Origin of the sequence: Kitasatospora sp. DSM 101779 (assembly GCF_025655475.1) — a bacterium.
Classification (GTDB): Bacteria; Actinomycetota; Actinomycetes; order Streptomycetales; family Streptomycetaceae; genus Kitasatospora.
Window position 1 is genome coordinate 2,486,923 of the sequence record NZ_JAHTIK010000001.1, and the last position, 22,000, is coordinate 2,508,922.

Here is a 22,000-nt window from a genome sequence, read left to right on the forward strand (position 1 = left end):
TGCGGACGCGGGGCGTGGCCGGGACACGCGGGCGGGTAGCGTGGGAGGCACCATGAACGCGACTGATCCGGCCGCCGCGCCCCTCCCCGCCCCGCAGCCACGGACCGACGGCGAGCGCACGCTGCTCGTCAAGGTGTTCGGCAAGGACCGTCCCGGCATCACGGCGGGCCTGTTCGCCACGCTCGCCGAGTTCGGCGTGGACGTGATCGACATCGAGCAGGTCGTCACCCGTGGCCGGATAACGCTGTGTGCCCTGGTGACGCCGCCGGCCGCCGGCGGCGTCGAGGGCGAGCTGCGCTCGACCGTGCACCGCTGGGCGGAGACGCTGAAGCTGCAGGCCGAGATCATCTCCGGTACGGGCGACAACCCGGCGCGCCGCGAGGGCCGTTCGCACGTCACCGTGCTCGGCCACCCGCTGACCGCGGAGGCGGTGGCCTCGCTGGCCGGCCGGATCAGCGGGGCCGGCGGCAACATCGACCGGGTGTTCCGGCTGGCGAAGTACCCGGTGACCGCCGTGGAGCTGGCCGTGTCCGGTCTGCCGACCGAGCAGCTGCGCGCGGAGCTGGCCCCGGAGGCGTCCGCGCTGGGCGTGGACATCGCCGTGGTCGGCGCCGGCCTGCACCGGCGGGCCAAGCGGCTGGTCGTGATGGACGTCGACTCCACGCTGATCCAGGACGAGGTGATCGAGCTCTTCGCCGCGCACGCCGGCTGCGAGGAGGAGGTCGCCGAGGTGACGGCCGCCGCGATGCGCGGCGAGCTGGACTTCGCGGAGTCGCTGCGGGCCCGGGTGTCGCTGCTGGCCGGGCTGGACGCCGCGGTGGTGGAGAAGGTCCGCGCCGAGGTGCGGCTGACGCCGGGCGCCCGCACGCTGATCCGCACCCTGAAGCGGCTCGGCTACCAGGTGGCGATCGTCTCCGGCGGGTTCACCCAGGTCACCGACCACCTGGTCGAGCAGCTGGGGCTGGACTTCGCCGCCGCCAACACCCTGGAGGTCGCGGACGGCAGGTTCACCGGCCGGGTCACCGGCGAGATCGTGGACCGCGCGGGCAAGGCCCGCTGGCTGGCCCGGTTCGCCGAGCAGGCGGGGGTGCCGCTGGCGCAGACGGTGGCGATCGGCGACGGCGCCAACGACCTCGACATGCTGAACGCGGCCGGGCTGGGCGTGGCCTTCAACGCCAAGCCGGTGGTCCGCGAGGCCGCGCACACCGCGGTCAACGTGCCGTTCCTGGACACCGTGCTCTACCTGCTGGGCATCTCCCGCGACGAAGTCGAGGCGGCCGACGCGCTGGACGGCAGCGTCACCGACTGACCCCGGCAGCACGGCGACAGCACGGAGGGTGGCTCGGGCGTACGCCCCGGCCACCCTTCGCGTACCGGCCGTCCCGTGTGCGGGCCCTCAGTCCTGCGGCGTGTGGTACGAGTCCAGCTTGGCGACCCCGGGCTCGACCGACTTCCACGGCCCGGCGAAGCTGAGGACCGCGATCGCCGCGGTCGGGAAGCTGCTGAGCCTCAGCCGGTTGAGCGCGTCCGCGTCGCCCTCGTCGCCGGCGAGGACCTGGGTAAGGCCGAGCACGCCGGGATTGTGGCCGACCAGGATCAGGTCGGCGAACTCGTCCGGGGTCTCCTGGAGCACCGCGATGATCTCGCCCGGGCTGGCCTCGTACACCCGGTCCTCGTAGACCGTGCGGCGCGGGCGCTTGGGCAGTTCGTGCGCCGCCAGCTTCCAGGTCTCCCTGGTGCGCAGCGCGGTGGAGCAGAGCACGTAGTCGGGGTTGATGCCGGAGTCGGCCAGCCAGCGGCCCGCCTCCGGCGCCTGGTGACGGCCGCGGTCGGCCAGCGGCCGCTCGTGGTCGGCCACCTGGTTCGGCCAGTCGGCCTTGGCGTGGCGGAGAACGATGATCCTTCGGGGTGTGTCGGCGCTCATACCCCTAGAGCTTTGCAGAAAATGCGCCGCCGGGCGCGGGGTCCGTGCGGTCGCCACCCGCAGGAGTGGGGGCGGCGTACGGACCCCGTCAGCCCAGGCGGGCGGCGACCATGGCGATCACGGCGACGAGCACGACCACACCGGCGATCACGCCCATGAGCTGGAGCAGCTTCTTCTGGCCGTCCTGCGGCTCTGGTTCGAGAACTGGCATGCGCCGAGTGTCGCATTCCGACGGTTCCGCCCGGAAACCGGGGTCAGACCGCGGCGGGGACGCGGGGCAGTTCGTCCTCGATGTGCCGGGGACGGCCGGCCAGCGCGCCGAACACCATCTGCGGCACCAGCAGGACGGCGAGCAGGCCGAGCGGCAGGTACCAGCTGCCGGTGGCCTGGTAGACCGCGCCGACCGCGATCGGGCCGGGGATGGAGATCAGGTAGCCGACGCACTGCGAGAAGGCGGAGAGCCGCGCCACCCCGCCCGGGGTCCGCGCCCGCAGGCCGATCATGGTGAGGGCCAGCGGGAAGGCGCACATCGACAGGCCGACCAGGCAGGCCCACAGCCAGGAGGCGGTGCCCGCGGCGAACGCCAGACCGGTGTAGCCGGCGATCCCGCAGACGCCGAGCACCACGACGAACAGCCGCTGGTCGCCGCGCCGAGCCGCAAGGTTCGGCAGCACGAACGAGGCGGGCACGCTCACCGCCATCACCACGGCCAGCAGCACGCCGGAGGCACCGTCCGAGACGCCGGCGTCCTGGTAGATCTTCGGTAGCCAGCCCATCGTGGCGTAGGCGCTGGTGGCCTGCAGACCGAGGAAGACGGCGAGCGCCCACGCCGTGCGGCTGCGGACGATCGGCCCGGACGCCCCCGCTGCGGCATGCCCCTCCGCCGCCGGGCCCTTCGTGACGGAGCGCTCGCGGCGCAGCAGCACGATGACCGCCCACAGCACCAGCGCCGCGGCGGCGAGCACCGACCAGATCCCGAGGCCGGCCCGCCAGCTGCCGCCCATCTCGGCGGTGAGCGGCACGGTCGCGGCGGCGGCCAGCGAGGTGCCCACCGACAGGGCCATCGAGTAGAGGCCGATCATCGGGCCGACCCGGTGCGGGAAGTAGCGCTTCACGACCACCGGGAGCAGCACGTTGGAGACCGCGACGCCGGCCAGGGCGACGGCGGTCAGCAGCAGGAAGACGGCGGTGCCGCCGGCGTAGGAGCGGGCCAGCACGCCGATGGTGATCGCGCCCATGCCGGCCGCGACCACGGCGATCGGGCCGATCCGGCGGGCGAGCGCGGGGGCGGCCAGGCCGAACAGCGCGAAGCAGAGCGAGGGCACCGCGGTGAGCAGGCCGGCGACGCCGGCGCTCATGCCGAGGTCGGCCCGGACGTCGTCGAGCAGCGGCCCGAGGCTGGTGACCACGGGACGCAGGTTGACGGCGGCGAGCGCGATGCCGGCGGCGAGGAGCAGGGAGAGGAGACGGGCGCGGGAGGGCGCGGGCGCGGCCGGGACGGGCTCGGCGCGGCGGTGGGTGGCGGAGTCCGCTGCGGTCGACATAGCGCCCATCATAGAATGATGGGATGAATGCTTACGCCAGAACGTCCCGAAACGGCTAAGGTCTGAGGCTCCTCCCCCGGGGGAGCGAGGAAGAGGAGTCCGAGTCCATGGCGCTGTCGAGCACCCGCCGTACCCCGCTGTCCGATCAGGTCATCGCACAGCTGCGGACCCAGATCACCTCGGGCGAATGGCCGGTCGGCTCCCGCATCCCCACCGAGACCGCCCTGGTGGAGCAGCTCGGCGTCGCCCGCAACACCGTCCGCGAGGCGGTGAAGGCACTCGCCCACAACGGCCTGCTCGACATCCGGCAGGGCTCGGGGACGTACGTGCTGGCCACCAGCGAACTCGCCGGCGTCATGCACCGCCGCTTCGCCGAGGCCGACCAGTCCCAGGTCGCGGAGCTGCGCGCCACCCTGGAGATGTCCGCGGCCGGGCTGGCCGCCGCCCGGCGCACCGACCGCGACCTCGAACTGCTCGGCTCGGCGCTCGACCGGCGCGAGCGGGCCTGGCACTCCGGCGACCCGGAGGACTTCGTGCAGGCCGACGCGGCCTTCCACTCGGCGGTCGTCGCGGCCGCCCACAACGAGGTGCTCGCCGCGGTGTACGCCGACCTCGGGGAGGTCATGCGGGCGCACCTGCGACACGACGTCGGCCCCGAGCTGATCGCCGAGCGGTACGTCGGCCACCACGGCATCCTCGACGCCATCCGCGGCGGCGACGCCCAGCGCGCCTCAGCCGAGGCCGGCCGCGCGATCGGCGCCTGCGGCAGCGAGGCCGCCCAGGGCCACTAGTGGCAGCGGCTCCAGGGGCGCGGGGAACCGCGCGAGTCGGGAGCGGCGGGCCCTGTGGACGGTCAAAGGCGAAAAGGGGCGCGGGGAACCGCGCGAGACCGGAAGGGCCGAGGTCGGCCGTCTTCCGGTTCGCGCAGTTCCCCGCGCCCCTCAGTGGCGCACCGGGTGCGCCGGGTTTCAGGCGCCGATGGCGTGCAGGCCGCCGTCGACGTGGACGATCTCGCCGGTGGTCTTGGGGAACCAGTCGGAGAGCAGGGCGACGACGCCGCGGCCGGCCGGCTCCGGGTCGGAGAGGTCCCACTTGAGCGGCGAGCGCTGGTTCCAGGTGTCGGCCAGCTCGCCGAAGCCCGGGATGGACTTGGCGGCCATCGAGCCGATCGGGCCCGCCGAGATCAGGTTGCAGCGGATGTTGCGCTCGCCGAGGTCGCGGGCGAGGTACCGGTTGGTCGCCTCCAGGGCGGCCTTCGCCGGGCCCATCCAGTCGTACTTCGGCCAGGCGAACTGCGCGTCGAAGGTCAGACCGACCACCGAGCCGCCGTCCTGCATCAGCGGCAGCAGCGCCATGGTCAGCGACTTCAGCGAGAAGGCGGAGACGTGCATGGCGGTGGCGACGGACTCCCACGGGGTGTTGAGGAAGTTGCCGCCGAGCGCGTCCTGCGGGGCGAAGCCGATCGAGTGGACGATGCCGTCGAGGGTCGGCAGGTGCTCGCGGACCTGGTCGGCGATGCCGGCCAGCTGCTCCTCGCTGGAGACGTCCAGCTCCAGGACCTTCACCGGCTTCGGCAGCTTCTTGGCGATGCGCTCGGTGAGGCTCGGCCGGGGGAAGGCGGTGAGGATGATCTCCGCACCCTGCTCCTGGGCCAGCTTCGCGGTGTGGAAGGCGATGGACGACTCCATCAGCACACCGGTGATCAGGATGCGCTTGCCCTCAAGGATTCCACTCATGGTTCAGTGACCCATGCCCAATCCGCCGTCGACGGGAATGACGGCTCCGGTGATGTATGCGGCCTCGTCGGAGGAGAGGAAGCGGACCGCGGCGGCGACCTCGGCGGGTGCGGCGTAGCGGCCGAGCGGCACGCCGGAGACGATCTCCTTGCGGCGCTCCTCGCTGAGCACGGCAGTCATGTCGGTGTCGACGAAGCCGGGCGCGACCACGTTGATCGTGATGTTGCGGGAGCCGAGCTCGCGGGCGAGCGAGCGGGCGAAGCCGACCAGGCCGGCCTTGGAGGCGGCGTAGTTCGCCTGGCCGGGCGAGCCGAGCAGGCCCACCACGGACGAGATCAGCACCACGCGGCCCTTGCGGGCGCGGAGCATCTTGGTCGCCGCACGCTTGACCACCCGGAAGGTACCGGTGAGGTTGGTCTCGATGACGGAGCTGAAGTCGTCCTCGGACATGCGCAGCAGCAGGGTGTCCTTGGTGATGCCGGCATTGGCGACCAGCACCTCGACGGCGCCCTGCTTCTCCTCGATCTCCGCGAAGGCCGCGTCGACCTGGGCCGCGTCGGTGATGTCGCACTTGACCGCGAGGACCTCGTGCGCGGCCAGCTCGGCCGGGACCTCGCCCGAGCGGCTGGTGATGGCGACCTTGTCGCCGGCTTCGGCGAAGGCCTTGGCGATCGCGAGGCCGATGCCCCGGTTGCCTCCGGTGACGAGAACCGAGCGGCTCAACGATCCACCTCTCTCCGTAGTTGGCGGCGGCCCGTCGAGCGGCGGCCGGTTGGCCGCCGGGCCGCAGCGGTACGCCGGTGACGCGTACGCACTGTGACGCTATCGGTCCAGGTGAGCCCGCGACGAATCGACCTCCCACAGGTCCGTCCGGCGGGAACTGTCGCATCCCGACAACGCGTCCGACTTGGACGGGAACAACCGGCCGGGCCGTACCCGTTGCCCTCTGGGCGTCCCGGTCGCGGGCCGCACCATCAGCGAGGCCCGGCACACGGTCGGTGACGAGAGAGCGGGAGCACGGATGACCGAGGCACAGCCCAGCGGTTCCACCGGGCGGCGCGGCCGCCTGCTGGCCCTGACCACGCTGGCCGCCGCGGTGGGCGGCGCGGCGTGGGCGCTGCGCGACCTGCCGGCGGCGTTCGGCGGACGGCCGGACGGCGAACGCGAGGAGCGGATCCGCCGCTCCCCGCAGTACCGGGACGGCGTGTTCCACAACGCCCCGTCGGACCTCGCACGGGCGTCGACCCCCGGTGCCGAGACGGTCCGCCGGATGCTGTTCGACCGTGAGGGCCGCACGCCCGCGCTGCCGGTGCCGACGGTGCGCCCGCAGCACTCCGGGCGGGCCGCCGACGGGGTGGAGGTGGTCTGGTACGGGCACGCGTCCGCGCTGGTGGAGATCGAGGGCAGCCGGGTGCTGCTGGACCCGATCTGGAGCGACCGCTGCTCGCCGTCCGCGCACGTCGGGCCGAAGCGGCTGCACCCGGTGCCGGTCGGCCTGGCCGAGCTGCCGCAGGTCGACGCGGTGCTGATCTCGCACGACCACTACGACCACCTCGACATGGCCACCGTGAAGCGGCTGGTGACGCTGCAGTCGGCGCCGTTCCTGGTGCCGCTGGGCATCGGCAGCCACCTGCGCCGCTGGGGCGTGCCGGAGCACCGGATCATCGAGCTCGACTGGGACGAGACCTGCACCCTGGGCTCGCTCACCCTCACCCTGACCTCGGCACACCACTTCTCCGGCCGGGGCACCACCCGCAACACGACGCTGTGGGGCTCCTGGGTGATCGCCGGGCCGAACCGCAAGGTGTACTACACCGGCGACTCCGGCTACTTCGAGGGCTACGCGCGGATCGGCGAGCAGCACGGCCCGTTCGACGCCGCGCTGGTGCAGATCGGCGCGTACGACGAGGCGTGGGCCGACATCCACATGACGCCGGAGGACGCCGTCCGCGCCCACCGCGAGCTGCGGGCCGGACTGCTGGTGCCGGTGCACTGGTGCACCTTCAACCTGGGCCTGCACCCGTGGGCCGAGCCGATCGAGCGGCTGCTGGTGGAGGCCAAGGCGCAGGCCGTGCCGCTGGTCGTGCCGCGCCCCGGCGAGCGGGTCGACGTCGATCAGCCGCAGGAGCTGGACGGCTGGTGGGAGACGGTCGCCTGACGGCCCGTCCGGGTGGTTGTGCGGCGGGCGACGCGCGCGGTTTCGGGTGAATTCGCTGGCCCCGGGTGTGTTCGGCGGTCCATGATGCGATGCGGGTTCCCCTGCCCGGGACGCCCGCCGCCCCAGACCGTTCGACCCAGGGAGCCCGATGCCGCCCTCAAGCCGCGCCGTCGACCCGCTGTTCCTCGGCTATCCGTTGCAGGCCCTCGCCGACGCCGCCCTCACCCGGGCCCGCGAACTCGGCGCCGGCCACGCCGACTTCCGCCTGGAGCGGGTCCGCAGCGCCTCCTGGCGCCTGCGCGACGCCCGCCCGTCCGGCACCTCGGACTCGGTGCAGCTCGGCTTCGCCGTCCGCGTCCTGCTGGACGGCGCCTGGGGCTTCGCCGCCGGGGTCGACCTCACCACCGCCGCGGCGGCCCGGGTCGCCGAGCAGGCGGTGGCGGTGGCCCGGCTCTCCGGCGGGATCAGCCGGGCGGCCGGCTCCGAGGACGTGGTCGAGCTCGCCGACGAGCCCGTGCACGCGGACGCGGTCTGGGTCTCCTCCTACGAGGTCAACCCCTTCGAGGTGCCGGACGCGGAGAAGACCGCGCTGCTCGCCGAGTGGAGCAGCCGGCTGCTGGCCGCCGAGGGCGTCTCGCACGTCTCGGCGGCCCTGCTGACGGTGCAGGAGAACAAGTTCTACGCGGACACCGCGGGCACCGTCACCACCCAGCAGCGGATCCGGCTGCACCCCTCGCTGGAGGCCACCTCGGTCGACGAGCGCACCGGCGCCTTCGACTCGATGCGCACCCTCGCCCCGCCGGCCGGCCGCGGCTTCGAGTACCTGCGCGGCACCGGCTGGGACTGGGACGCCGAACTCGCCGAACTGCCCGTGCTGCTGGCCGAGAAGATGAAGGCGCCGAGCGTCGAGGCCGGCCGCTACGACCTGGTGGTCGACCCCTCCAACCTGTGGCTGACCATCCACGAGTCGATCGGCCACGCCACCGAGCTGGACCGCGCGCTCGGCTACGAGGCCGCCTACGCGGGCACCTCGTTCGCCACCTTCGACAAGCTCGGCAGCCTGAAGTACGGCTCCGAGCTGATGCACGTCACCGGCGACCGCACCGCCGAGCACGGCCTCGCCACCACCGGCTACGACGACGAGGGCGTCGCCACCCAGTCCTGGGACCTCGTCAAGGACGGCGTGCTGGTGGGCTACCAGCTGGACCGGGCGATGGCCCGGCTCAAGGGCCTCGGCCGTTCCAACGGCTGCGCCTTCGCCGACTCCCCCGCGCACGTCCCGGTGCAGCGCATGGCGAACGTCTCGCTGCAGCCCGCGGCCGGCGGCCCGGCGACGGACGGCCTGATCTCCCAGGTGGAGAACGGCCTGTACATCGTCGGCGACCGCTCCTGGTCGATCGACATGCAGCGCTACAACTTCCAGTTCACCGGCCAGCGCGCCTACGCGATCAGGAACGGCCGTCTCGCCGGGCAGGTCAAGGACTTCGCCTACCAGGCGACCACCACCGACTTCTGGGGCTCGATGAGCGCCGTCGGCGGCCCGCAGACGTACGTGCTCGGCGGTGCCTTCAACTGCGGCAAGGCCCAGCCGGGCCAGGTCGCGGCGGTCAGCCACGGCTGCCCGTCCGCGCTGTTCCGCAACGTCAACGTGCTCAACACCCAGCAGGAGGCCGGTCACTGATGAACGCCATCGAGCCCCACGAGCTGGTCGAGCGCGCCCTGGAACTCTCCCGGGCGGACGGCTGCGTCGTCATCGCCGACGAGGAGTCCACCGCCAACCTGCGCTGGGCGGGCAACGGCCTCACCACCAACGGCGTCACCCGCGGCCGTCGGCTCACCGTGATCGCCACCGTGGACGGCGCCGAGGGCACCGCCTCCGGCGTGGTCTCCCGCGAGGCCGTCACCCTCGACGAGGTCGAGTCGCTGGTCCGCGCCGCCGAGGCGGCCGCCCGCGACGCCGGGCCCGCCGAGGACGCCCAGCCCCTGATCCCGTCCCGCCCGGCCTCGGCCGACTTCACCGCGCCGCCCGCCGAGACCTCCGCCGAGGTGTTCGCGGCCTTCGCCCCGGCCCTCGGCGAGGCCTTCGCCCGGGCCCGCAAGAACGGCGAGCTGCTGTACGGCTTCGCCCGGCACGAGGTGACCAGCAGCTACCTCGGCACCTCCACCGGTCTGCGGCTGCGGCACGACCAGCCGACCGGCACCGTCGAGCTGAACGCCAAGACGGCCGACCTGACCGGCTCCGCCTGGGCGGGCGCGGCCACCCGCGACTTCACCGACATCGACGTCACCGCGATGCACACCGGGCTCACCCGGCGGCTCGGCTGGGGCCGCAAGCGGATCGACCTGCCGGCCGGTCGCTACGAGACGCTGCTGCCGCCCTCGGCCGTCGCCGACCTGCTGGTCTACCTCAGCTGGTCCTCCGGCGGACGGGACGCCTTCGAGGGCCGCACCGTCTTCTCCAAGGCGGGCGGCGGCACCAGGATCGGCGAGCGGCTCAGCCCGCTGCCGCTGACCCTGCGCTCCGACCCGGCCGAGCCCGGCCTGGAGGCCGCGCCGTTCGTCCTCACCCACGCCTCGGGCGACAACGACTCGGTCTTCGACAACGGCCACCCGCTCACCGCCACCGACTGGATCCGCGACGGCGAGCTGGCCAACCTGCTCACCACCCGGCACTCCGCCGGCCTCACCGGCCTGCCGCTGCAGCCGCCGGTCGACAACCTCGTCCTGGAGACGGCCGACCAGGCGTCGGCACCGACCCTGGAGGAGATGATCGCCCGTACCGAGCGCGGCCTGCTGCTCACCTGCCTCTGGTACATCCGCGAGGTCGACCCGGCGACGCTGCTGCTCACCGGCCTCACCCGGGACGGCGTGTACCTGGTGGAGAACGGCGAGGTCGTCGGCGCGGTCAACAACTTCCGCTTCAACGAGTCGCCGGTCGACATCCTCGGACGGATCACCGAGGTCGGACGCACCGAGCGCTGCCTGCCCCGCGAGTGGGGCGACTGGTTCACCCGGGCGGCCATGCCGCCGGTCCGGGTGGCCGACTTCAACATGAGCTCGGTCAGCCAGGCCTCCTAGCGGGGGCCGGCGGGGGGAAGGCATCGACATGATGGACGAGAAGCAGACGGTCAGAGTCTCCAAGCGGCTGTCCCGCATCCTGCGGCACGACCCGGGCTCGGTCGGCATCACCCTGGACGGGGCCGGCTGGGTACGGGTGGACACCCTGCTCGGGGCGCTGGCCCGGCACGGCCGGGCGGTCAGCCGGGCCGAGCTGGACCACGTCGTGGAGACGAACAACAAGCGCCGTTTCGCCTTCTCCGACGACGGCCTCTCCATCCGCGCCAGCCAGGGCCACACGGTCGACGTCGACCTCGGCCTGCCGCCCAGCGACCCGCCCGCGGTGCTGTACCACGGCACCACCGGGCGGGTCCTGGACGCGGTCTTCCACGAGGGGCTGCGTCCGATGGCCCGCCAGGACGTGCACCTCTCCGCCGACACCGAGACGGCCACCCGGGTCGGCTCCCGGCACGGCCGACCGGTCGTCCTGGTGGTGGACGCCGCGGCGATGGCCCGCGACGGCCACGTCTTCCGGGTCAGCGCCAACGGCGTCTGGCTGACCGACGCCGTCCCGCCCGCGTACCTGCGGAAAGCCTGAGCCCCGGAGCCCCTGTGACGGCCGGCACGGCGTACCGTGAATTGGCTGCACCCACGGGGGCGCGGTGACGGACGAAGGCGGTAGGCGATGGCGAAGAGCTCCGGCAACGGGCAGGTCTTCCGGATCACCGGGGCCCGGACCGGCCTCACGGAGGACGTGCGGGGCCGCCAGCGGCGGTACGTGATCTCGATGCTGGTCCGCACGCTCTGCGTGCTGCTGGCAGTGGTGCTCTGGGACGTCCAGCGGGTCCTGGCGTTCATCGCGCTGGCCGGCGGCGTACTGCTGCCGTACTTCGCGGTGGTGATCGCCAACGCCGGCCGCGAACGCGCCCCGGGCCTGCCGAGCACCTTCGCGGTGCCGCCGGAGACCCCGCTGATGCTCGGCCCCGGCGGGACGGGCGGCGGCGGGCGCCCCTCCGAGGGCGCCGACGCGGGCCCGCACGCCGGCCAGGACGGCACGGACACCCCGGCCGACCCGACCGCCGACTGAGACGCATACGGATGGATTGCCCGATCCGTCCGGTTCTGCCGGCATTTGCCCGGCAGAAGCCTCAACGGAGGCTCAGATTAATCATGAAAGGCCTAGCCACGCGGGGGTTGTGGCGTGACATACTGCGTACGCGCTCCGCATCCCCCGTCGGAGCGACAGACCGACGCCGGGCGGCTCCCCCCGTGGCTGCCCGGCGTCGTCATGCCCGGGTGCGGAAGCGCTTTCCCGGGGTGCGAGACTGGCCGTGACAGCTCCGGCAGCTCCCCCAGGACGGCCCACCATGGACACCCCCTCGCTCGGCCTCTTCGGCACCGCGGACGCCCCCGCCGGCCCCGACGGTCCGCCGGCCTGCTCGGCGAAGGGCTGCCGCGAGGACGCCCGCTGGGTGCTGGTCTGGAACAACCCCAAGCTGCACACCCCCGACCGCCGGAAGACCTGGCTGGCCTGCGACGACCACCGCGAGCACCTCTCGCAGTTCCTCGGCGTCCGCGGCTTCCTGAAGGAGGTCCTCCCCTTCGAGGACTTCGAGGGGTAGCGGGCACCTGCCCGAGGCACACGGGTGGTCGGATCAGGGGTGATCCGCGCCCCCCGAGTGGCTGCCGCGCTCAGCCGCCGATGGCGGACATCGGGCGGTCCGGCTGGTGGAAGGTCGGGTCGTCGATGCCGGCGCCCGCCTTCTTGCCCCACATGGCCTTCCGCCAGAGTTCGCCGATCTCCTCGTCCCCAGCACCGGACCGCAGCGCCTCCCGCAGCGCCTCCCGCAGGTCCGTCTCGTCCGTGGCGAAGAGGCAGTTGCGGACCTGTCCGTCCGCGGTGAGCCGGGTGCGGTCGCAGGCCCGGCAGAACGGCCGGGTCACCGAGGCGATCACGCCGACCCGGGCGGGGCCGCCGTCCACCAGCCAGCGCTCCGCGGGCGCCGCGCCGCGGACGGCGCTCGGCTCCGGGGTGAGTTCGAAGCGGGCCCGCAGCAGGCCGAGGATCTCCTCGGCGGTGACCATCTGCGAACGGTCCCAGCCGTGCTGGGCGTCGAGCGGCATCTGCTCGATGAACCGCAGCTCGTAGCCGTGCTCGATGCACCAGGCGAGCAGGTCGGCGGCCTCGTGGTCGTTGACGCCGCGCATCAGGACGGCGTTGAGCTTGACCGGGCTGAGGCCGGCGGCCTCGGCGGCGGCCAGGCCGTCCAGCACGTCGTGGTGGCGGCGGCGCCGGGTGAGGGTGTGGAAGGTGTCCTCGTCGAGGGTGTCGAGCGAGACGTTCACCCGGTCCAGTCCGGCCTTCTTGAGGGCGGCGGCGGTGCGGGCGAGGCCGATGCCGTTGGTGGTGAGCGAGAGCTCGGGCCGGGGCTCCAGTTCGGCGCAGGCGGCGACGATGCCGACCAGGCCGGGCCGCAGCAGCGGCTCGCCACCGGTGAAGCGCACCTCGCGGACGCCGAGGTCGCGCACCGCGATGCCGACCAGCCGGACGATCTCCTCGTCGGTGAGCAACGACGGCTTGGCCAGCCACTGCAGGCCCTCCTCGGGCATGCAGTAGGTGCACCGCAGGTTGCAGCGGTCGGTGAGGGACACACGAAGATCCACGGCCTGTCGGCCGAAGGTGTCGAGCAGCATCGCGGCCCCCTTCCTGAAGTGCGTGGGCTCAAAACCCGCGGGCCCGGCCGCCGTTGCGGGCGGGCCGGGCCAGCTTATCGATCGGGGCGGTACCCGTCCGGGGTACGTCCGGTCCGTGGGCGCCGGTCAGTGGGCGCCGAGCCCGGTGAGCGAGCGGACCTCCAGTTCAGCGTACTTCGCCTGGTCGGCGGTCTCCTTGGAGAGCAGCGTGCCGATCCAGCCGGCCAGGAAGCCGACCGGGATGGAGACCAGTCCGGGGTTCTCCAGCGGGAACCAGTGGAAGTCGCTGTGCGGGAAGAGCGAGTTCTTGCCGCCGGAGACCACGGTCGAGAAGATCACCAGCGTGACCGAGGTGATCAGGCCGGCGTAGACCGAGCTGACCGCGCCGGTGGTGTTGAAGCGCTTCCAGAACAGCGAGTAGAGCAGGGTCGGCAGGTTGGCCGAGGCCGCGACCGCGAAGGCCAGCGCGACCAGGGCCGCCGCGTTCAGCTTGTCCGCGAAGATCGACAGCAGGATGGCGATCGCACCGATCGCCACCGCGGCCAGCTTCGCCGAGCGGACCTCTTCCTTCTCCGAGGCCTTGCCGCGGCGGATCACGTTGGCCCACAGGTCGTGGGCGAAGGACGCCGAGGAGGCCAGGGTGAGACCGGCGACCACGGCGAGGATGGTGGCGAAGGCGACCGCCGAGATCACCGCCAGCAGGATGGCGCCGCCGGTGGAGCCGGCGCCGCCGCCGAGTTCCTGGGCGAGCAGCGGGGCGGCGGTGTTGCCGGCCGCGTTGGAGGCCTTGATGGCCTTCGGGCCGACCAGGGCCGCGGCGCCGAAGCCGAGCGCCAGGGTCATCAGGTAGAAGCCGCCGATGATGCCGATCGCCCAGAGCACGGACTTCCGGGCGGCCTTCGCGGTGGGCACGGTGTAGAAGCGGACCAGGATGTGCGGCAGGCCGGCGGTGCCCAGCACCAGGGCGAGACCGAGGCTGAGGAAGTCCAGCTTGGTGGTGCCGGTGGTGCCGTACTTCAGCCCGGGTTCGAGGAAGGCGGCGCCCTTGCCGCTGGCCTCGGAGGCGGCGCCGAGCAGGCTGGAGAGGTTGAAGTGGTACTTGGCGAGCACCAGGACGGTCATCAGCGCGGTGCCGGCGATCAACAGCACCGCCTTGACGATCTGTACCCAGGTGGTGCCCTTCATGCCGCCGATCGCTACGTAGATCACCATCAGTGCGCCGACCGCGACGATCGTCCAGCGCTTGGCGCCCTCGCCGCTGACCCCGAGCAGCAGGGCGACCAGCGAGCCCGCGCCGACCATCTGGGCCAGCAGGTAGAAGATCGACACCACGATGGTGGAGACGCCGGCGGCGGTGCGCACCGGGCGCTGCCGCATCCGGAAGGCCAGCACGTCGGCCATGGTATAGCGGCCGGAGTTGCGCAGCGGTTCGGCGACCAGCAGCAGGGCGACCAGCCAGGCCACCAGGAAACCGATCGAGTAGAGGAAGCCGTCGTAGCCGAAGAGCGCGATGGCGCCGGCGATGCCGAGGAAGGACGCGGCGGACATGTAGTCGCCGGAGATGGCGAGGCCGTTCTGGAAGCCGGTGAAGCCGCGGCCGCCGGCGTAGAAGTCGGCGGCGTCCTTGGTCTGCCGGCCGGCCCAGATCGTGATGCCGAGGGTGGCGGCCACGAACAGGCCGAACAGGGTCATGGTGAGGCCGCGGTGGTCGCTCGCGGCGCTGGCCAGCTGGATCATTCGGCGGCCTCCCGGGGGGCGTGGACGGCGGTGGGCGCGTGGCTCTCGCGGATCGCCTCGGCGGGCGGGTCGAGGCGCCGGTCCGCGTAGCGGGCGTACCAGGCGGCGATGGCGAAGGTGGAGGCGAACTGCAGCAGGCCGAGCACCAGGGCGGTGTTGATGTGGCCGACGACCTTGGTGGCCATGAATGCCGGGGCGTAGCTCGACAGCAGCACGTACAGCAGGTACCAGAGGATGAAGCCGATGGTGACGGGGAAGGCGAAGCTCCGGAAGGCTGACCTGAGGCCGCGGAACTCCTCGCCCTCCTCGATCCGTTGCACGTCTGCGGCGGCGGCCTCGGCGGCCGGTGGAGTGTCCACGCGGTGTCTCCTGACGTCGGCGGGTGCGCGGGTGGATCACTGGGGTGTGAGGGGCATCACAGGCACGGTGCGGCTGCATGCTAGATCCACCCGCGCGGCCCGCGACAGCGTCCGCGCACGATCGGCCGCGGGCTGTCCCCGATCTGGCCGAAAACCGTCCGCGCAAACCGCCCGGGGCGGTGCCGCGCGTGCGACACCGCCCCGGAGGTGCAGAGGATGTGACGGAGCGTCAGAACGAGATGCGGACCTTCAGCGCCTCGCGGTCGTGCATCGCGCGGTAGCCGTCCGGCACCCCGTCGAGGCCGACGGTGCGGTCGAAGACCAGACCCGGGTCGATCGCGCCGGAGAGCACGTCCGGCAGCAGCTCGGGGATGTACGCGCGGGCGGGGGCGACACCGCCGGCCAGCGTCACGTTCCGGCCGAACATCTGGGCGATGTCGACACCGGCGCTGCCGCCGTGCGGCACGCCGACGTAGCCGACCGCGCCGCCGTCCCGGGCGATGGAGATCGCGGTGCGCATCGACTCCTCGGTGCCGACGGCCTCCAGCACGGCGTGCGCGCCCTGACCGCCGGTCAGCTCCTTGACCGCCTCGATGGCGGCCTCGCCGCGCTCGGCGACCACGTCGGTGGCACCGAAGCTGCGGGCGATCGCGGTGCGCTGCTCGTGCCGGCCCAGCGCGATGATCCGGCCGGCGCCGAGGCGCTGAGCGGCGAGCACGCCGCACAGGCCGACCGCGCCGTCACCGACCACGGCGACGGTGGCACCGGGGCGGACGCCCGCGGCGACCGCGGCGTGGTGGCCGGTGCTCATCACGTCGGAGAGGGCGAGCAGCCCGGGCAGCAGCTTCTCCTCGCCGGCCGCCTCCTTCGGCAGCTTGACCAGGGTGCCGTCGGCGAAGGGGACGCGGACGGCCTCTCCCTGGCCGCCGTCGGAGCCGACCTCGCCCCAGAAGCCGCCCTGCGGGCAGGAGGTGTGCAGGCCCTCGCGGCAGTAGTCGCAGGTGCCGTCGGACCAGACGAACGGGGCGACGACGAAGTCGCCGCGGGTGAATCCGGTCACGTCGCGGCCGACCTCCTCGACGATGCCGAGGAACTCGTGGCCGATCCGCTGGCCGGCCACCCGGGACGCCACACCCCGGTAGGCCCACAGGTCGCTGCCGCAGATGCAGGCGTTCACCACCCGCACCACGGCGTCGGTCGGCCGCTGAACGACCGGGTCCGGCACCTCCTCGATCCGGATGTCGTTGGGGCCGTGGATCACGGTGGCGCGCATGGAGCTTCCTTACGGGGTGGGGGGTGGTCCGTCGGGGTGCTGACGACCGGGAAGGGCCGCGAGGATGTACGACCGCTCCGACGACCACTCTATTCCGGCCCGCTCCGGGCGACCGCCCGCCGCCGATCGGCCCGGCCCGGACGCCGGTCGGCCTTAGAGTGGTGCACCATGCATGCGATCCAGTCCCCGCGGGACGGCCTCACGGCGCCCGCGGCCCTCCCGGCGCCCCGCCCCGCCGCCGACGCCGGCACCGGCTTCGCCGTCGTCGACGTCGAGACCACCGGGCTCGGCCGCGCCGACCGGGTCATCTCGGCGGGCGTCTACCAGCTGGACGCACAGGGCGAGGTGACGGGGCACTGGTACACGCTGGTCAACCCGCAGCGCGACCCCGGGCCGGTGTGGATCCACGGACTGACCGCCGACATGCTGGCCGACGCGCCCACCTTCCCCGAGATCGCCGGGGAGCTGGCCGACCGGCTGCGCGGCCGGGTCATGGTCGCCCACAACGCGCTCTTCGACTGGAACATGATCGCCCGCGAGTTCGCCCGGGCCGGTCTGCGCGCCCCGGTGGAGCAGCGGCTGTGCACCATGGTGCTCTCCCGCGACCTGGGCCTGCCGCTGCCCAACGGCAAGCTGGCCTCGCTGGCGGCGCACTTCGGGGTGCAGCAGCGGCAGGCGCACAACGCGCTGGACGACGCCCGGGTGCTCGCCGAGGCGTTCCGGCCCAGCCTGCAGCTGGCCCGGGAGTTCGGGGTGCCGCTGCCGCTGACCGCCTGCGTGGCGGTCACCGACCTGGGCGAGGACTCCCCCGCGCCGGCCCGCGGCACGACCTGGTCGTCCTCCTACCGCCCGAGCCGCAAGCGGCCGGCCTGCCCGTACCCGAACCCGGGCCGCTGGCGGGACGGCTCCCCGCTCGTCCAGGGCATGCGGGTGGCGATCACCGGCGACACCGCGACCGAGCGCGAGCTGCTGGAGGACCGCGCGATCGAGGCCGGACTGCACATCGCGACCTCGGTGAGCAGGCTCACCAGCCTGCTCGTCACCAACGAGCCGGGCAGTTGGAGCGGCAAGGCCCGCAAGGCCCGCGAGCACGGCACGCCGGTGGTCGGCGAGGACGCCTTCCTCCAGCTGCTGCGGGAGGTCGCACCCCACCCCGGTGTCCGGGCCGCGGATCAGTAGGGCGTAGCGTGCCGGGTGTGTACCGATTTCTGCTGTCCCGGCGCTGGGCGGTCATCGCGCTGACCGTGCTGCTGCTGATCCCCGTGATGATCCGCCTGGGGTTCTGGCAGCTGCACCGGCACGAGGCCCGGGTCGCCCGCAACGAGCTGATCGGCCGCAGCCTGAAGGCGGCGCCGGTCGCGTTCGACTCGCTGTCCTCCCCCGGCTTCGCGGTGCCGGGCGATCTGACCTGGCGCACGGTGACAGCCACCGGTACGTACGACAGCGCGCACGAGTTCGTGATCCGCGGGCGCACCGAGCCGGGCGGCAGCAGCATCGGGTACTTCGTCGTCACGCCGCTGAAGCTGGCCGACGGCCGCGGCTCGGTGCTGGTCAACCGGGGCTGGGTGGAGTCCGGCAACGACGCCACCAGCTACCCGGCGGTGCCGGCGCCGCCCGCCGGCCCGGTGACCGTGACCGGTCGGCTCCGGGCCGACGAGACCACCGCCAGCAGCGGCATCCGCGACCGCGGCGGCCTGCCGGAGCGGCAGTACAAGCTGATCAACAGCGGGCAGCAGGCGAAGGCCACCGGCGCCACCGTGCTCGGCGGCTACCTGGAGCTCGTGACCGCCACCCCGGCCGTCGGCGGCTCCCCGGAGCTGCTGGCCGAGCCGAACCACTCGGACATCGGCCCGCACATGGCGTACGCCGTGCAGTGGTGGCTGTTCGCCGGCCTGCTCCCGGTCGGCCTGGTGATCCTGGCCCGCCGCGAGGCCAAGGAACGCGTCGCCGAAGCGGCCGCCGCGGCCCGGGCCGAGGAGCTCGCCCCCGCGTAGGCGTACCCGAACGGGGCAGCCCGCTCGGGGGCGCGTGCCCCGGCACTCGTGTGTCAGTGCTGGGTGTTCCAGAAGCCGATGGCGAGGGCGCCCCACCAGCCGAGCTGGGAGACCAGGGCGGAGAGGGCGCCGCGCAGCAGCAGCCGGCGCCCGGGCCGGCCCGGGCCCCCGGCCTCCAGCCGCCTGGTCAGGGCGGTGGCGTGCACGCCGTTCAGCGCGATCAGCAGCACCAGGAGCAGCTTGACCTGGGTCAGCGGCGAGTCGAGCCGGGGCTCCAGCAGGATGCCGCTCGCGGTGAGGCCGGCCAGGCCGGCCCAGACCGGTACGTGCAGCGGGCCGGTGGACTCCACCACCTGGGCCAGGGTGCGGCGGCCGAGCAGCCACAGGGCGCCCATGTAGTCCACCGCCAGTACGGCGCCGAAGCCGACCACCAGGGCCACCAGGTGCACGAAGAGGGCGACGGTGTGCAGCGAGGCGTCGGTCTGCACGTGGCCGGCCGTCCAGGCGCTGCCCGCCCAGAGCGCACAGAGCCCCACCGAGACCAGGAGGCAACGGGCGACTGTCCCGGACAGCGGGGCGAGCTCGTCGGACTCAGGCATGGTGGTGCTCCGTGGGGGTGGGGGAGGGCGAAAGCGAGGTTAGGTTTTCCTAAGTTCTCCCCGTACGTCAACCCGGCGCCGCAGGGTGGGACCCGATCGACGCCCCCGGCCCCGACCGGGGAGGATGGGCGCATGGATCTCGGACTTCAGCAGAAGGTGTACGTACTGACCGGCGCCACCCGCGGCCTGGGCCTGGCCTCCGCGCGTGAACTGGTCGCCGACGGCGCCCGGGTGGTGGTCAGCGGCCGGCACGAGGAATCGGTGGCCGCGGCGGTGAAGGAGCTGGGCGGGTCAGAGCACGCGCACGGCGTGGTCGCCGACAACGGCGACCCGGCGACCGCGGGCCGTCTGGTCGAGGCCGCACGCGAGCGCTTCGGCCGGTTCGACGGCGTGCTGATCAGCGTCGGCGGCCCGACCGCCGGCCCGGTGCTCGGGGCCGGGGACGAGGCCTGGCGGGGCGCCTTCGAGTCGGTCTTCCTCGGTGCGCTGCGGATCGCCCGGACGGCTGCGGCGGAGCTGGCGGAGGGCGGTGTGATCGGATTCGTGCTGTCCGGCTCGGTCCGCGAGCCGATCTCCGGCCTCGGCATCTCCAACGGGCTGCGGCCCGGCCTGGCGATGGCCGCGAAGTCGCTGGCCGACGAGCTCGGCCCGCGCGGCATCCGGGTCGTCGGCCTGATGCCGGCTCGGATCGACACCGACCGGGTGCGCGAACTGGACGCGCTGAGCGGCGATGCGGCGGCGGCCCGGGCGCGGGCGAGTGCGGCGATCCCGCTCGGCCGGTACGGCACCCCGGAGGAGTTCGGCAAAGTCGCGGCCTTCCTGCTCTCCCCCGCCGCCTCCTATCTGACGGGCGTGATGGTGCCGGTCGACGGCGGCGCCCTGCGCGGACTCTGACCGTCCGACACATCGCCGCAGGGGTTCGGGACTTCAGACCACCCGGGGCGGTTTGGGCCCGGCGCCGGGGCGCCGGGCCGACGCCGTGAGCCGGAGCCGGCAGGGGAGTTCGGCGAGGCCGAGGCTCGTCCGGGCGTTGTCCAGCGGGCCGTCGTCGAGGCTCCGCACGAGCCGTGCGGGGTCGGCGCCGGGCGTCAGCCGGACGGTGGACCGCAGCAGCAGCCGGTGCGAGGCACCGCTCGCCCGGACGGTCACCTTGTCGACCCCGGTCAGGTCGATCACCTCGGTCTCCACCGCGTCCTGCAGGGCGCGCTTGCGCATCCTGAGCGCCACGCCGTCCCCGCCGGGGACGGGCACGGTGACGGTGCTGGGGCCGGCCCGGTGCAGCTGCGCGTAGAGCCAGCCGAGGGCGCCGACCACCACCACCGCCGGGACGGCGATGACCACGGGCCAGAACCAGCCCTGGTGGGACCAGTCCGTTCGGGTGGCGGCGCTGAGCACCGGTTGGTGCGGCGAGGTGAGCGGCCAGCCGTCCGGCATCGAAGCGTTCAGCCGGCCGTACAGGTCGAGTCCGCCGGCCAGCACCAGGAGGCCGGCGAGCAGCAGGGCGATCCCGGTCACCGCGAGGATCGTCCGGTTCACCGCGGACATGCTCATCGGGGCGCCTCCTGGGCGAGTCGGCGGTGGCCGTGCCGCCGGTCGTCCGGCCGGGCGGGGCGGACGGGCTGGATCCGCAGGTCCAGCCGGTACGGCCCGAGCAGCGGCACCGCTGCCAGCTCCTCCAGCAACTCCCCTTCCACGGTGATCGGTTCGGCGCTTCCGGTGACCGTGGCGACGGCCCGCCGGCGGCCCGCCTTCACGGTGCACCGCTCCACGCCCTCGATCCCGGCGGCCCGGGCCGAGAGCAGCGCGGCCACCCCGGCCCGGTCGATCGCCGCGCCCGGCCGGACCAGTGGGAGCCAGCGGCGCAGCCCCGGGGCGAAGGCCAGCCAGCAGAGCAGCAGCCCGGCCGCCGCGGCGCCCCCGGCGATCCCGAGCACCCAGGCGTCGTCGAGGTGACGGGTCGCCAATTCCCGGGTGAGGTCGGCGCGCCACTGCCGGGCGGCATGCCCGGTGCGTTCGGCGATCGCGTCGTACAGCGCGGCCCCGCCGAGCACCAGCAGGCAGGTCACCACCAGGGCGGTGACGGCCGTCCGCGCCGACCGCGGCCGGTGCGGGCGCTCGTACGGCACGGTCGGCCCCCACTCCTCGGGCCCGGCGCCGCCCGGCTCCTCCGCGGCGTGCGGCAACTCGGCTTCCAGGCCGATGCGTTCGGGCAGCGCGACGCCGGCGCCGATGAGCTGTTCCGGGTCGGGCCCGGCGGGCTCGGCCGGGTACGGCACGGGCCGGTCCGGTCGGGGCTCCTCCGGTCGGGGCGGGGTCGGCGGTGCGCTCACCGGGCGGACTCCGGAACGAGGCGCTCGACCAGCAGCGCGACCTCGGTCACGGGGGTGCCGGTGAGTTCGGCCACCTGGCCGGCGGCGGCGTCCCGGCACAGGTGGGAGAGCCCGGCGAGGTCGGCCGGGTAGGGCAGGTCGAGGTGGAGGGTGACCCGGGCCTTGCCGCCGACCACCAGCACGGTGGCCCGCGGCGGTTTGCCGCGGGCCGTGCGGGCCGCCCAGATCTCGGCGAGGGCCTGCCGGACGGCCTGTTCGGCGAGCCGGGCGTAGACCCGGTCGGCGATCTTGAGCCGTCCGCGGCGGGCCGCGGGGATCGCGGCGGCGGCGGTCACCGCCGGCGCTCCCGGCCGCGGATGAGGTCGCCCAGGTCGCCGAGGTCGATGTCGCCCTCCAGCAGCCGCCCGAGGACGAAGCCGACCGCTCCGAGCGCGGCGACCAGCAGGAAGGCGGCGAAACCGCCGAAGTACCCGGCGAAGCCCAGGGCCATGCCGGCGACCAGGCCGACCAGGGCCAGGTTCATCCGCTCCTCCTCGTGTACGGCGACAGACGGCGCTGGGGGGGTGCTGAGGTGGTGCTGCGGCGCTCGGCGCGG

General features: G+C 73.6%; 25 protein-coding genes. 11 read left to right on the forward strand and 14 right to left on the reverse strand.

The window, feature by feature from the left end; translation table 11 throughout:
- The first annotated feature begins 52 nt into the window (after window positions 1-52).
- Window positions 53-1,309, forward strand: coding sequence for a phosphoserine phosphatase SerB (gene serB, locus KSNIM_RS11540; RefSeq protein WP_263103151.1), 1,257 nt, complete (start codon window positions 53-55; stop codon window positions 1,307-1,309).
- Between the two features lie 87 nt (window positions 1,310-1,396).
- On the opposite strand, the gene KSNIM_RS11545 is transcribed toward serB, so the two are convergent.
- The 3 genes from KSNIM_RS11545 to KSNIM_RS11555 form a co-directional block, all read right to left on the reverse strand.
- Window positions 1,397-1,924, reverse strand: a complete 528-nt coding sequence (locus KSNIM_RS11545) for a SixA phosphatase family protein (RefSeq protein WP_263103152.1) — start codon at window positions 1,922-1,924, stop codon at window positions 1,397-1,399.
- Window positions 1,925-2,012: 88 nt separating this feature from the next.
- Window positions 2,013-2,135: an SGM_5486 family transporter-associated protein gene (locus tag KSNIM_RS11550; RefSeq protein WP_263103153.1), complete on the reverse strand. Its 123-nt coding sequence runs from the start codon at window positions 2,133-2,135 to the stop codon at window positions 2,013-2,015.
- 43 nt (window positions 2,136-2,178) lie between these two features.
- Window positions 2,179-3,468, reverse strand: a complete 1,290-nt coding sequence (locus tag KSNIM_RS11555) for a CynX/NimT family MFS transporter (protein WP_263103154.1) — start codon at window positions 3,466-3,468, stop codon at window positions 2,179-2,181.
- Window positions 3,469-3,575: 107 nt separating this feature from the next.
- Between KSNIM_RS11555 and KSNIM_RS11560 the strand changes: the two genes are divergently transcribed.
- Window positions 3,576-4,259, forward strand: coding sequence for a FadR/GntR family transcriptional regulator (locus KSNIM_RS11560; protein WP_263103155.1), 684 nt, complete (start codon window positions 3,576-3,578; stop codon window positions 4,257-4,259).
- A gap of 177 nt (window positions 4,260-4,436) precedes the next feature.
- Here KSNIM_RS11560 and fabI read toward each other — a convergent pair whose 3' ends face one another.
- Window positions 4,437-5,204: an enoyl-ACP reductase FabI gene (gene fabI / locus KSNIM_RS11565; RefSeq protein ID WP_263103156.1), complete on the reverse strand. Its 768-nt coding sequence runs from the start codon at window positions 5,202-5,204 to the stop codon at window positions 4,437-4,439.
- 3 nt (window positions 5,205-5,207) lie between these two features.
- Window positions 5,208-5,927 (reverse strand): 3-oxoacyl-[acyl-carrier-protein] reductase, encoded by a 720-nt coding sequence (gene fabG, locus KSNIM_RS11570; RefSeq protein WP_263103157.1) that lies wholly within the window; start codon window positions 5,925-5,927, stop codon window positions 5,208-5,210.
- A gap of 298 nt (window positions 5,928-6,225) precedes the next feature.
- Here fabG and KSNIM_RS11575 point away from each other — a divergent pair, with 298 nt between their 5' ends.
- The 6 genes from KSNIM_RS11575 to KSNIM_RS11600 all read left to right on the forward strand — a co-directional run bounded on the left by KSNIM_RS11575 (window position 6,226) and on the right by KSNIM_RS11600 (window position 12,041).
- Complete coding sequence (locus KSNIM_RS11575; protein WP_263103158.1) at window positions 6,226-7,362, forward strand: MBL fold metallo-hydrolase; 1,137 nt, start codon at window positions 6,226-6,228, stop codon at window positions 7,360-7,362.
- 148 nt (window positions 7,363-7,510) lie between these two features.
- Window positions 7,511-9,043 (forward strand): TldD/PmbA family protein, encoded by a 1,533-nt coding sequence (locus KSNIM_RS11580; protein WP_263103159.1) that lies wholly within the window; start codon window positions 7,511-7,513, stop codon window positions 9,041-9,043.
- The gene (locus KSNIM_RS11585; RefSeq protein ID WP_263103160.1) at window positions 9,043-10,440 is read left to right on the forward strand and encodes a metallopeptidase TldD-related protein; all 1,398 of its coding nucleotides are present in this window, start codon (window positions 9,043-9,045) and stop codon (window positions 10,438-10,440) included. Before KSNIM_RS11580 ends, KSNIM_RS11585 begins: the two co-directional genes overlap by 1 nt.
- Before the next feature lie 31 nt (window positions 10,441-10,471).
- Window positions 10,472-11,017 carry an RNA 2'-phosphotransferase gene (locus KSNIM_RS11590; RefSeq protein ID WP_263107910.1) on the forward strand — a complete coding sequence of 182 codons (546 nt, stop codon included), beginning with the start codon at window positions 10,472-10,474 and terminating at the stop codon, window positions 11,015-11,017.
- Between the two features lie 87 nt (window positions 11,018-11,104).
- Entirely contained in the window at window positions 11,105-11,506 is a 402-nt protein-coding gene (locus tag KSNIM_RS11595; RefSeq protein ID WP_263103161.1) for a DUF3099 domain-containing protein, read from the forward strand.
- A gap of 280 nt (window positions 11,507-11,786) precedes the next feature.
- The gene (locus KSNIM_RS11600; RefSeq protein ID WP_263103162.1) at window positions 11,787-12,041 is read left to right on the forward strand and encodes a hypothetical protein; all 255 of its coding nucleotides are present in this window, start codon (window positions 11,787-11,789) and stop codon (window positions 12,039-12,041) included.
- 70 nt (window positions 12,042-12,111) lie between these two features.
- On the opposite strand, the gene moaA is transcribed toward KSNIM_RS11600, so the two are convergent.
- The 4 genes from moaA to KSNIM_RS11620 all read right to left on the reverse strand — a co-directional run bounded on the left by moaA (window position 12,112) and on the right by KSNIM_RS11620 (window position 16,482).
- Complete coding sequence (gene moaA / locus KSNIM_RS11605; RefSeq protein WP_263103163.1) at window positions 12,112-13,113, reverse strand: GTP 3',8-cyclase MoaA; 1,002 nt, start codon at window positions 13,111-13,113, stop codon at window positions 12,112-12,114.
- Window positions 13,114-13,239: 126 nt separating this feature from the next.
- A complete protein-coding gene (locus KSNIM_RS11610; RefSeq protein WP_263103164.1) occupies window positions 13,240-14,850 on the reverse strand; it encodes a cation acetate symporter in 1,611 nt (536 codons plus the stop codon).
- Window positions 14,847-15,209, reverse strand: a complete 363-nt coding sequence (locus KSNIM_RS11615) for a DUF485 domain-containing protein (protein WP_263103165.1) — start codon at window positions 15,207-15,209, stop codon at window positions 14,847-14,849. The genes KSNIM_RS11610 and KSNIM_RS11615 overlap by 4 nt, the downstream gene beginning before the upstream one ends.
- A 229-nt stretch (window positions 15,210-15,438) precedes the next feature.
- Window positions 15,439-16,482 carry a zinc-dependent alcohol dehydrogenase family protein gene (locus tag KSNIM_RS11620; protein WP_263103166.1) on the reverse strand — a complete coding sequence of 348 codons (1,044 nt, stop codon included), beginning with the start codon at window positions 16,480-16,482 and terminating at the stop codon, window positions 15,439-15,441.
- A 168-nt stretch (window positions 16,483-16,650) separates the two neighbouring features.
- Between KSNIM_RS11620 and KSNIM_RS11625 the strand changes: the two genes are divergently transcribed.
- Both KSNIM_RS11625 and KSNIM_RS11630 read left to right on the forward strand, forming a co-directional pair.
- Window positions 16,651-17,661: a DEDDh family exonuclease gene (locus KSNIM_RS11625; protein WP_263103167.1), complete on the forward strand. Its 1,011-nt coding sequence runs from the start codon at window positions 16,651-16,653 to the stop codon at window positions 17,659-17,661.
- A gap of 17 nt (window positions 17,662-17,678) precedes the next feature.
- Window positions 17,679-18,476 (forward strand): SURF1 family protein, encoded by a 798-nt coding sequence (locus tag KSNIM_RS11630; RefSeq protein ID WP_263103168.1) that lies wholly within the window; start codon window positions 17,679-17,681, stop codon window positions 18,474-18,476.
- A gap of 53 nt (window positions 18,477-18,529) precedes the next feature.
- Here KSNIM_RS11630 and KSNIM_RS11635 read toward each other — a convergent pair whose 3' ends face one another.
- Window positions 18,530-19,075, reverse strand: coding sequence for a hypothetical protein (locus tag KSNIM_RS11635; protein WP_263103169.1), 546 nt, complete (start codon window positions 19,073-19,075; stop codon window positions 18,530-18,532).
- Window positions 19,076-19,207: 132 nt separating this feature from the next.
- Between KSNIM_RS11635 and KSNIM_RS11640 the strand changes: the two genes are divergently transcribed.
- A complete protein-coding gene (locus tag KSNIM_RS11640) occupies window positions 19,208-19,969 on the forward strand; it encodes an SDR family oxidoreductase (protein WP_263103170.1) in 762 nt (253 codons plus the stop codon).
- Window positions 19,970-20,002: 33 nt separating this feature from the next.
- Here KSNIM_RS11640 and KSNIM_RS11645 read toward each other — a convergent pair whose 3' ends face one another.
- Genes KSNIM_RS11645 through KSNIM_RS11660 form a run of 4 tightly spaced genes read right to left on the reverse strand, consistent with a single transcriptional unit; the run spans window position 20,003 to window position 21,928 of the window.
- On the reverse strand, window positions 20,003-20,626 hold the full coding sequence (locus KSNIM_RS11645; RefSeq protein ID WP_263103171.1) for an alkaline shock response membrane anchor protein AmaP: 624 nt from the start codon (window positions 20,624-20,626) through the stop codon (window positions 20,003-20,005).
- The gene (locus KSNIM_RS11650; RefSeq protein WP_263103172.1) at window positions 20,623-21,405 is read right to left on the reverse strand and encodes a DUF6286 domain-containing protein; all 783 of its coding nucleotides are present in this window, start codon (window positions 21,403-21,405) and stop codon (window positions 20,623-20,625) included. The genes KSNIM_RS11645 and KSNIM_RS11650 overlap by 4 nt, the downstream gene beginning before the upstream one ends.
- A complete protein-coding gene (locus tag KSNIM_RS11655) occupies window positions 21,402-21,740 on the reverse strand; it encodes a hypothetical protein (protein ID WP_263103173.1) in 339 nt (112 codons plus the stop codon). Before KSNIM_RS11655 ends, KSNIM_RS11650 begins: the two co-directional genes overlap by 4 nt.
- Window positions 21,737-21,928, reverse strand: coding sequence for a hypothetical protein (locus KSNIM_RS11660; protein WP_263103174.1), 192 nt, complete (start codon window positions 21,926-21,928; stop codon window positions 21,737-21,739). The genes KSNIM_RS11655 and KSNIM_RS11660 overlap by 4 nt, the downstream gene beginning before the upstream one ends.
- Between the last annotated feature and the right edge of the window lie 72 nt (window positions 21,929-22,000).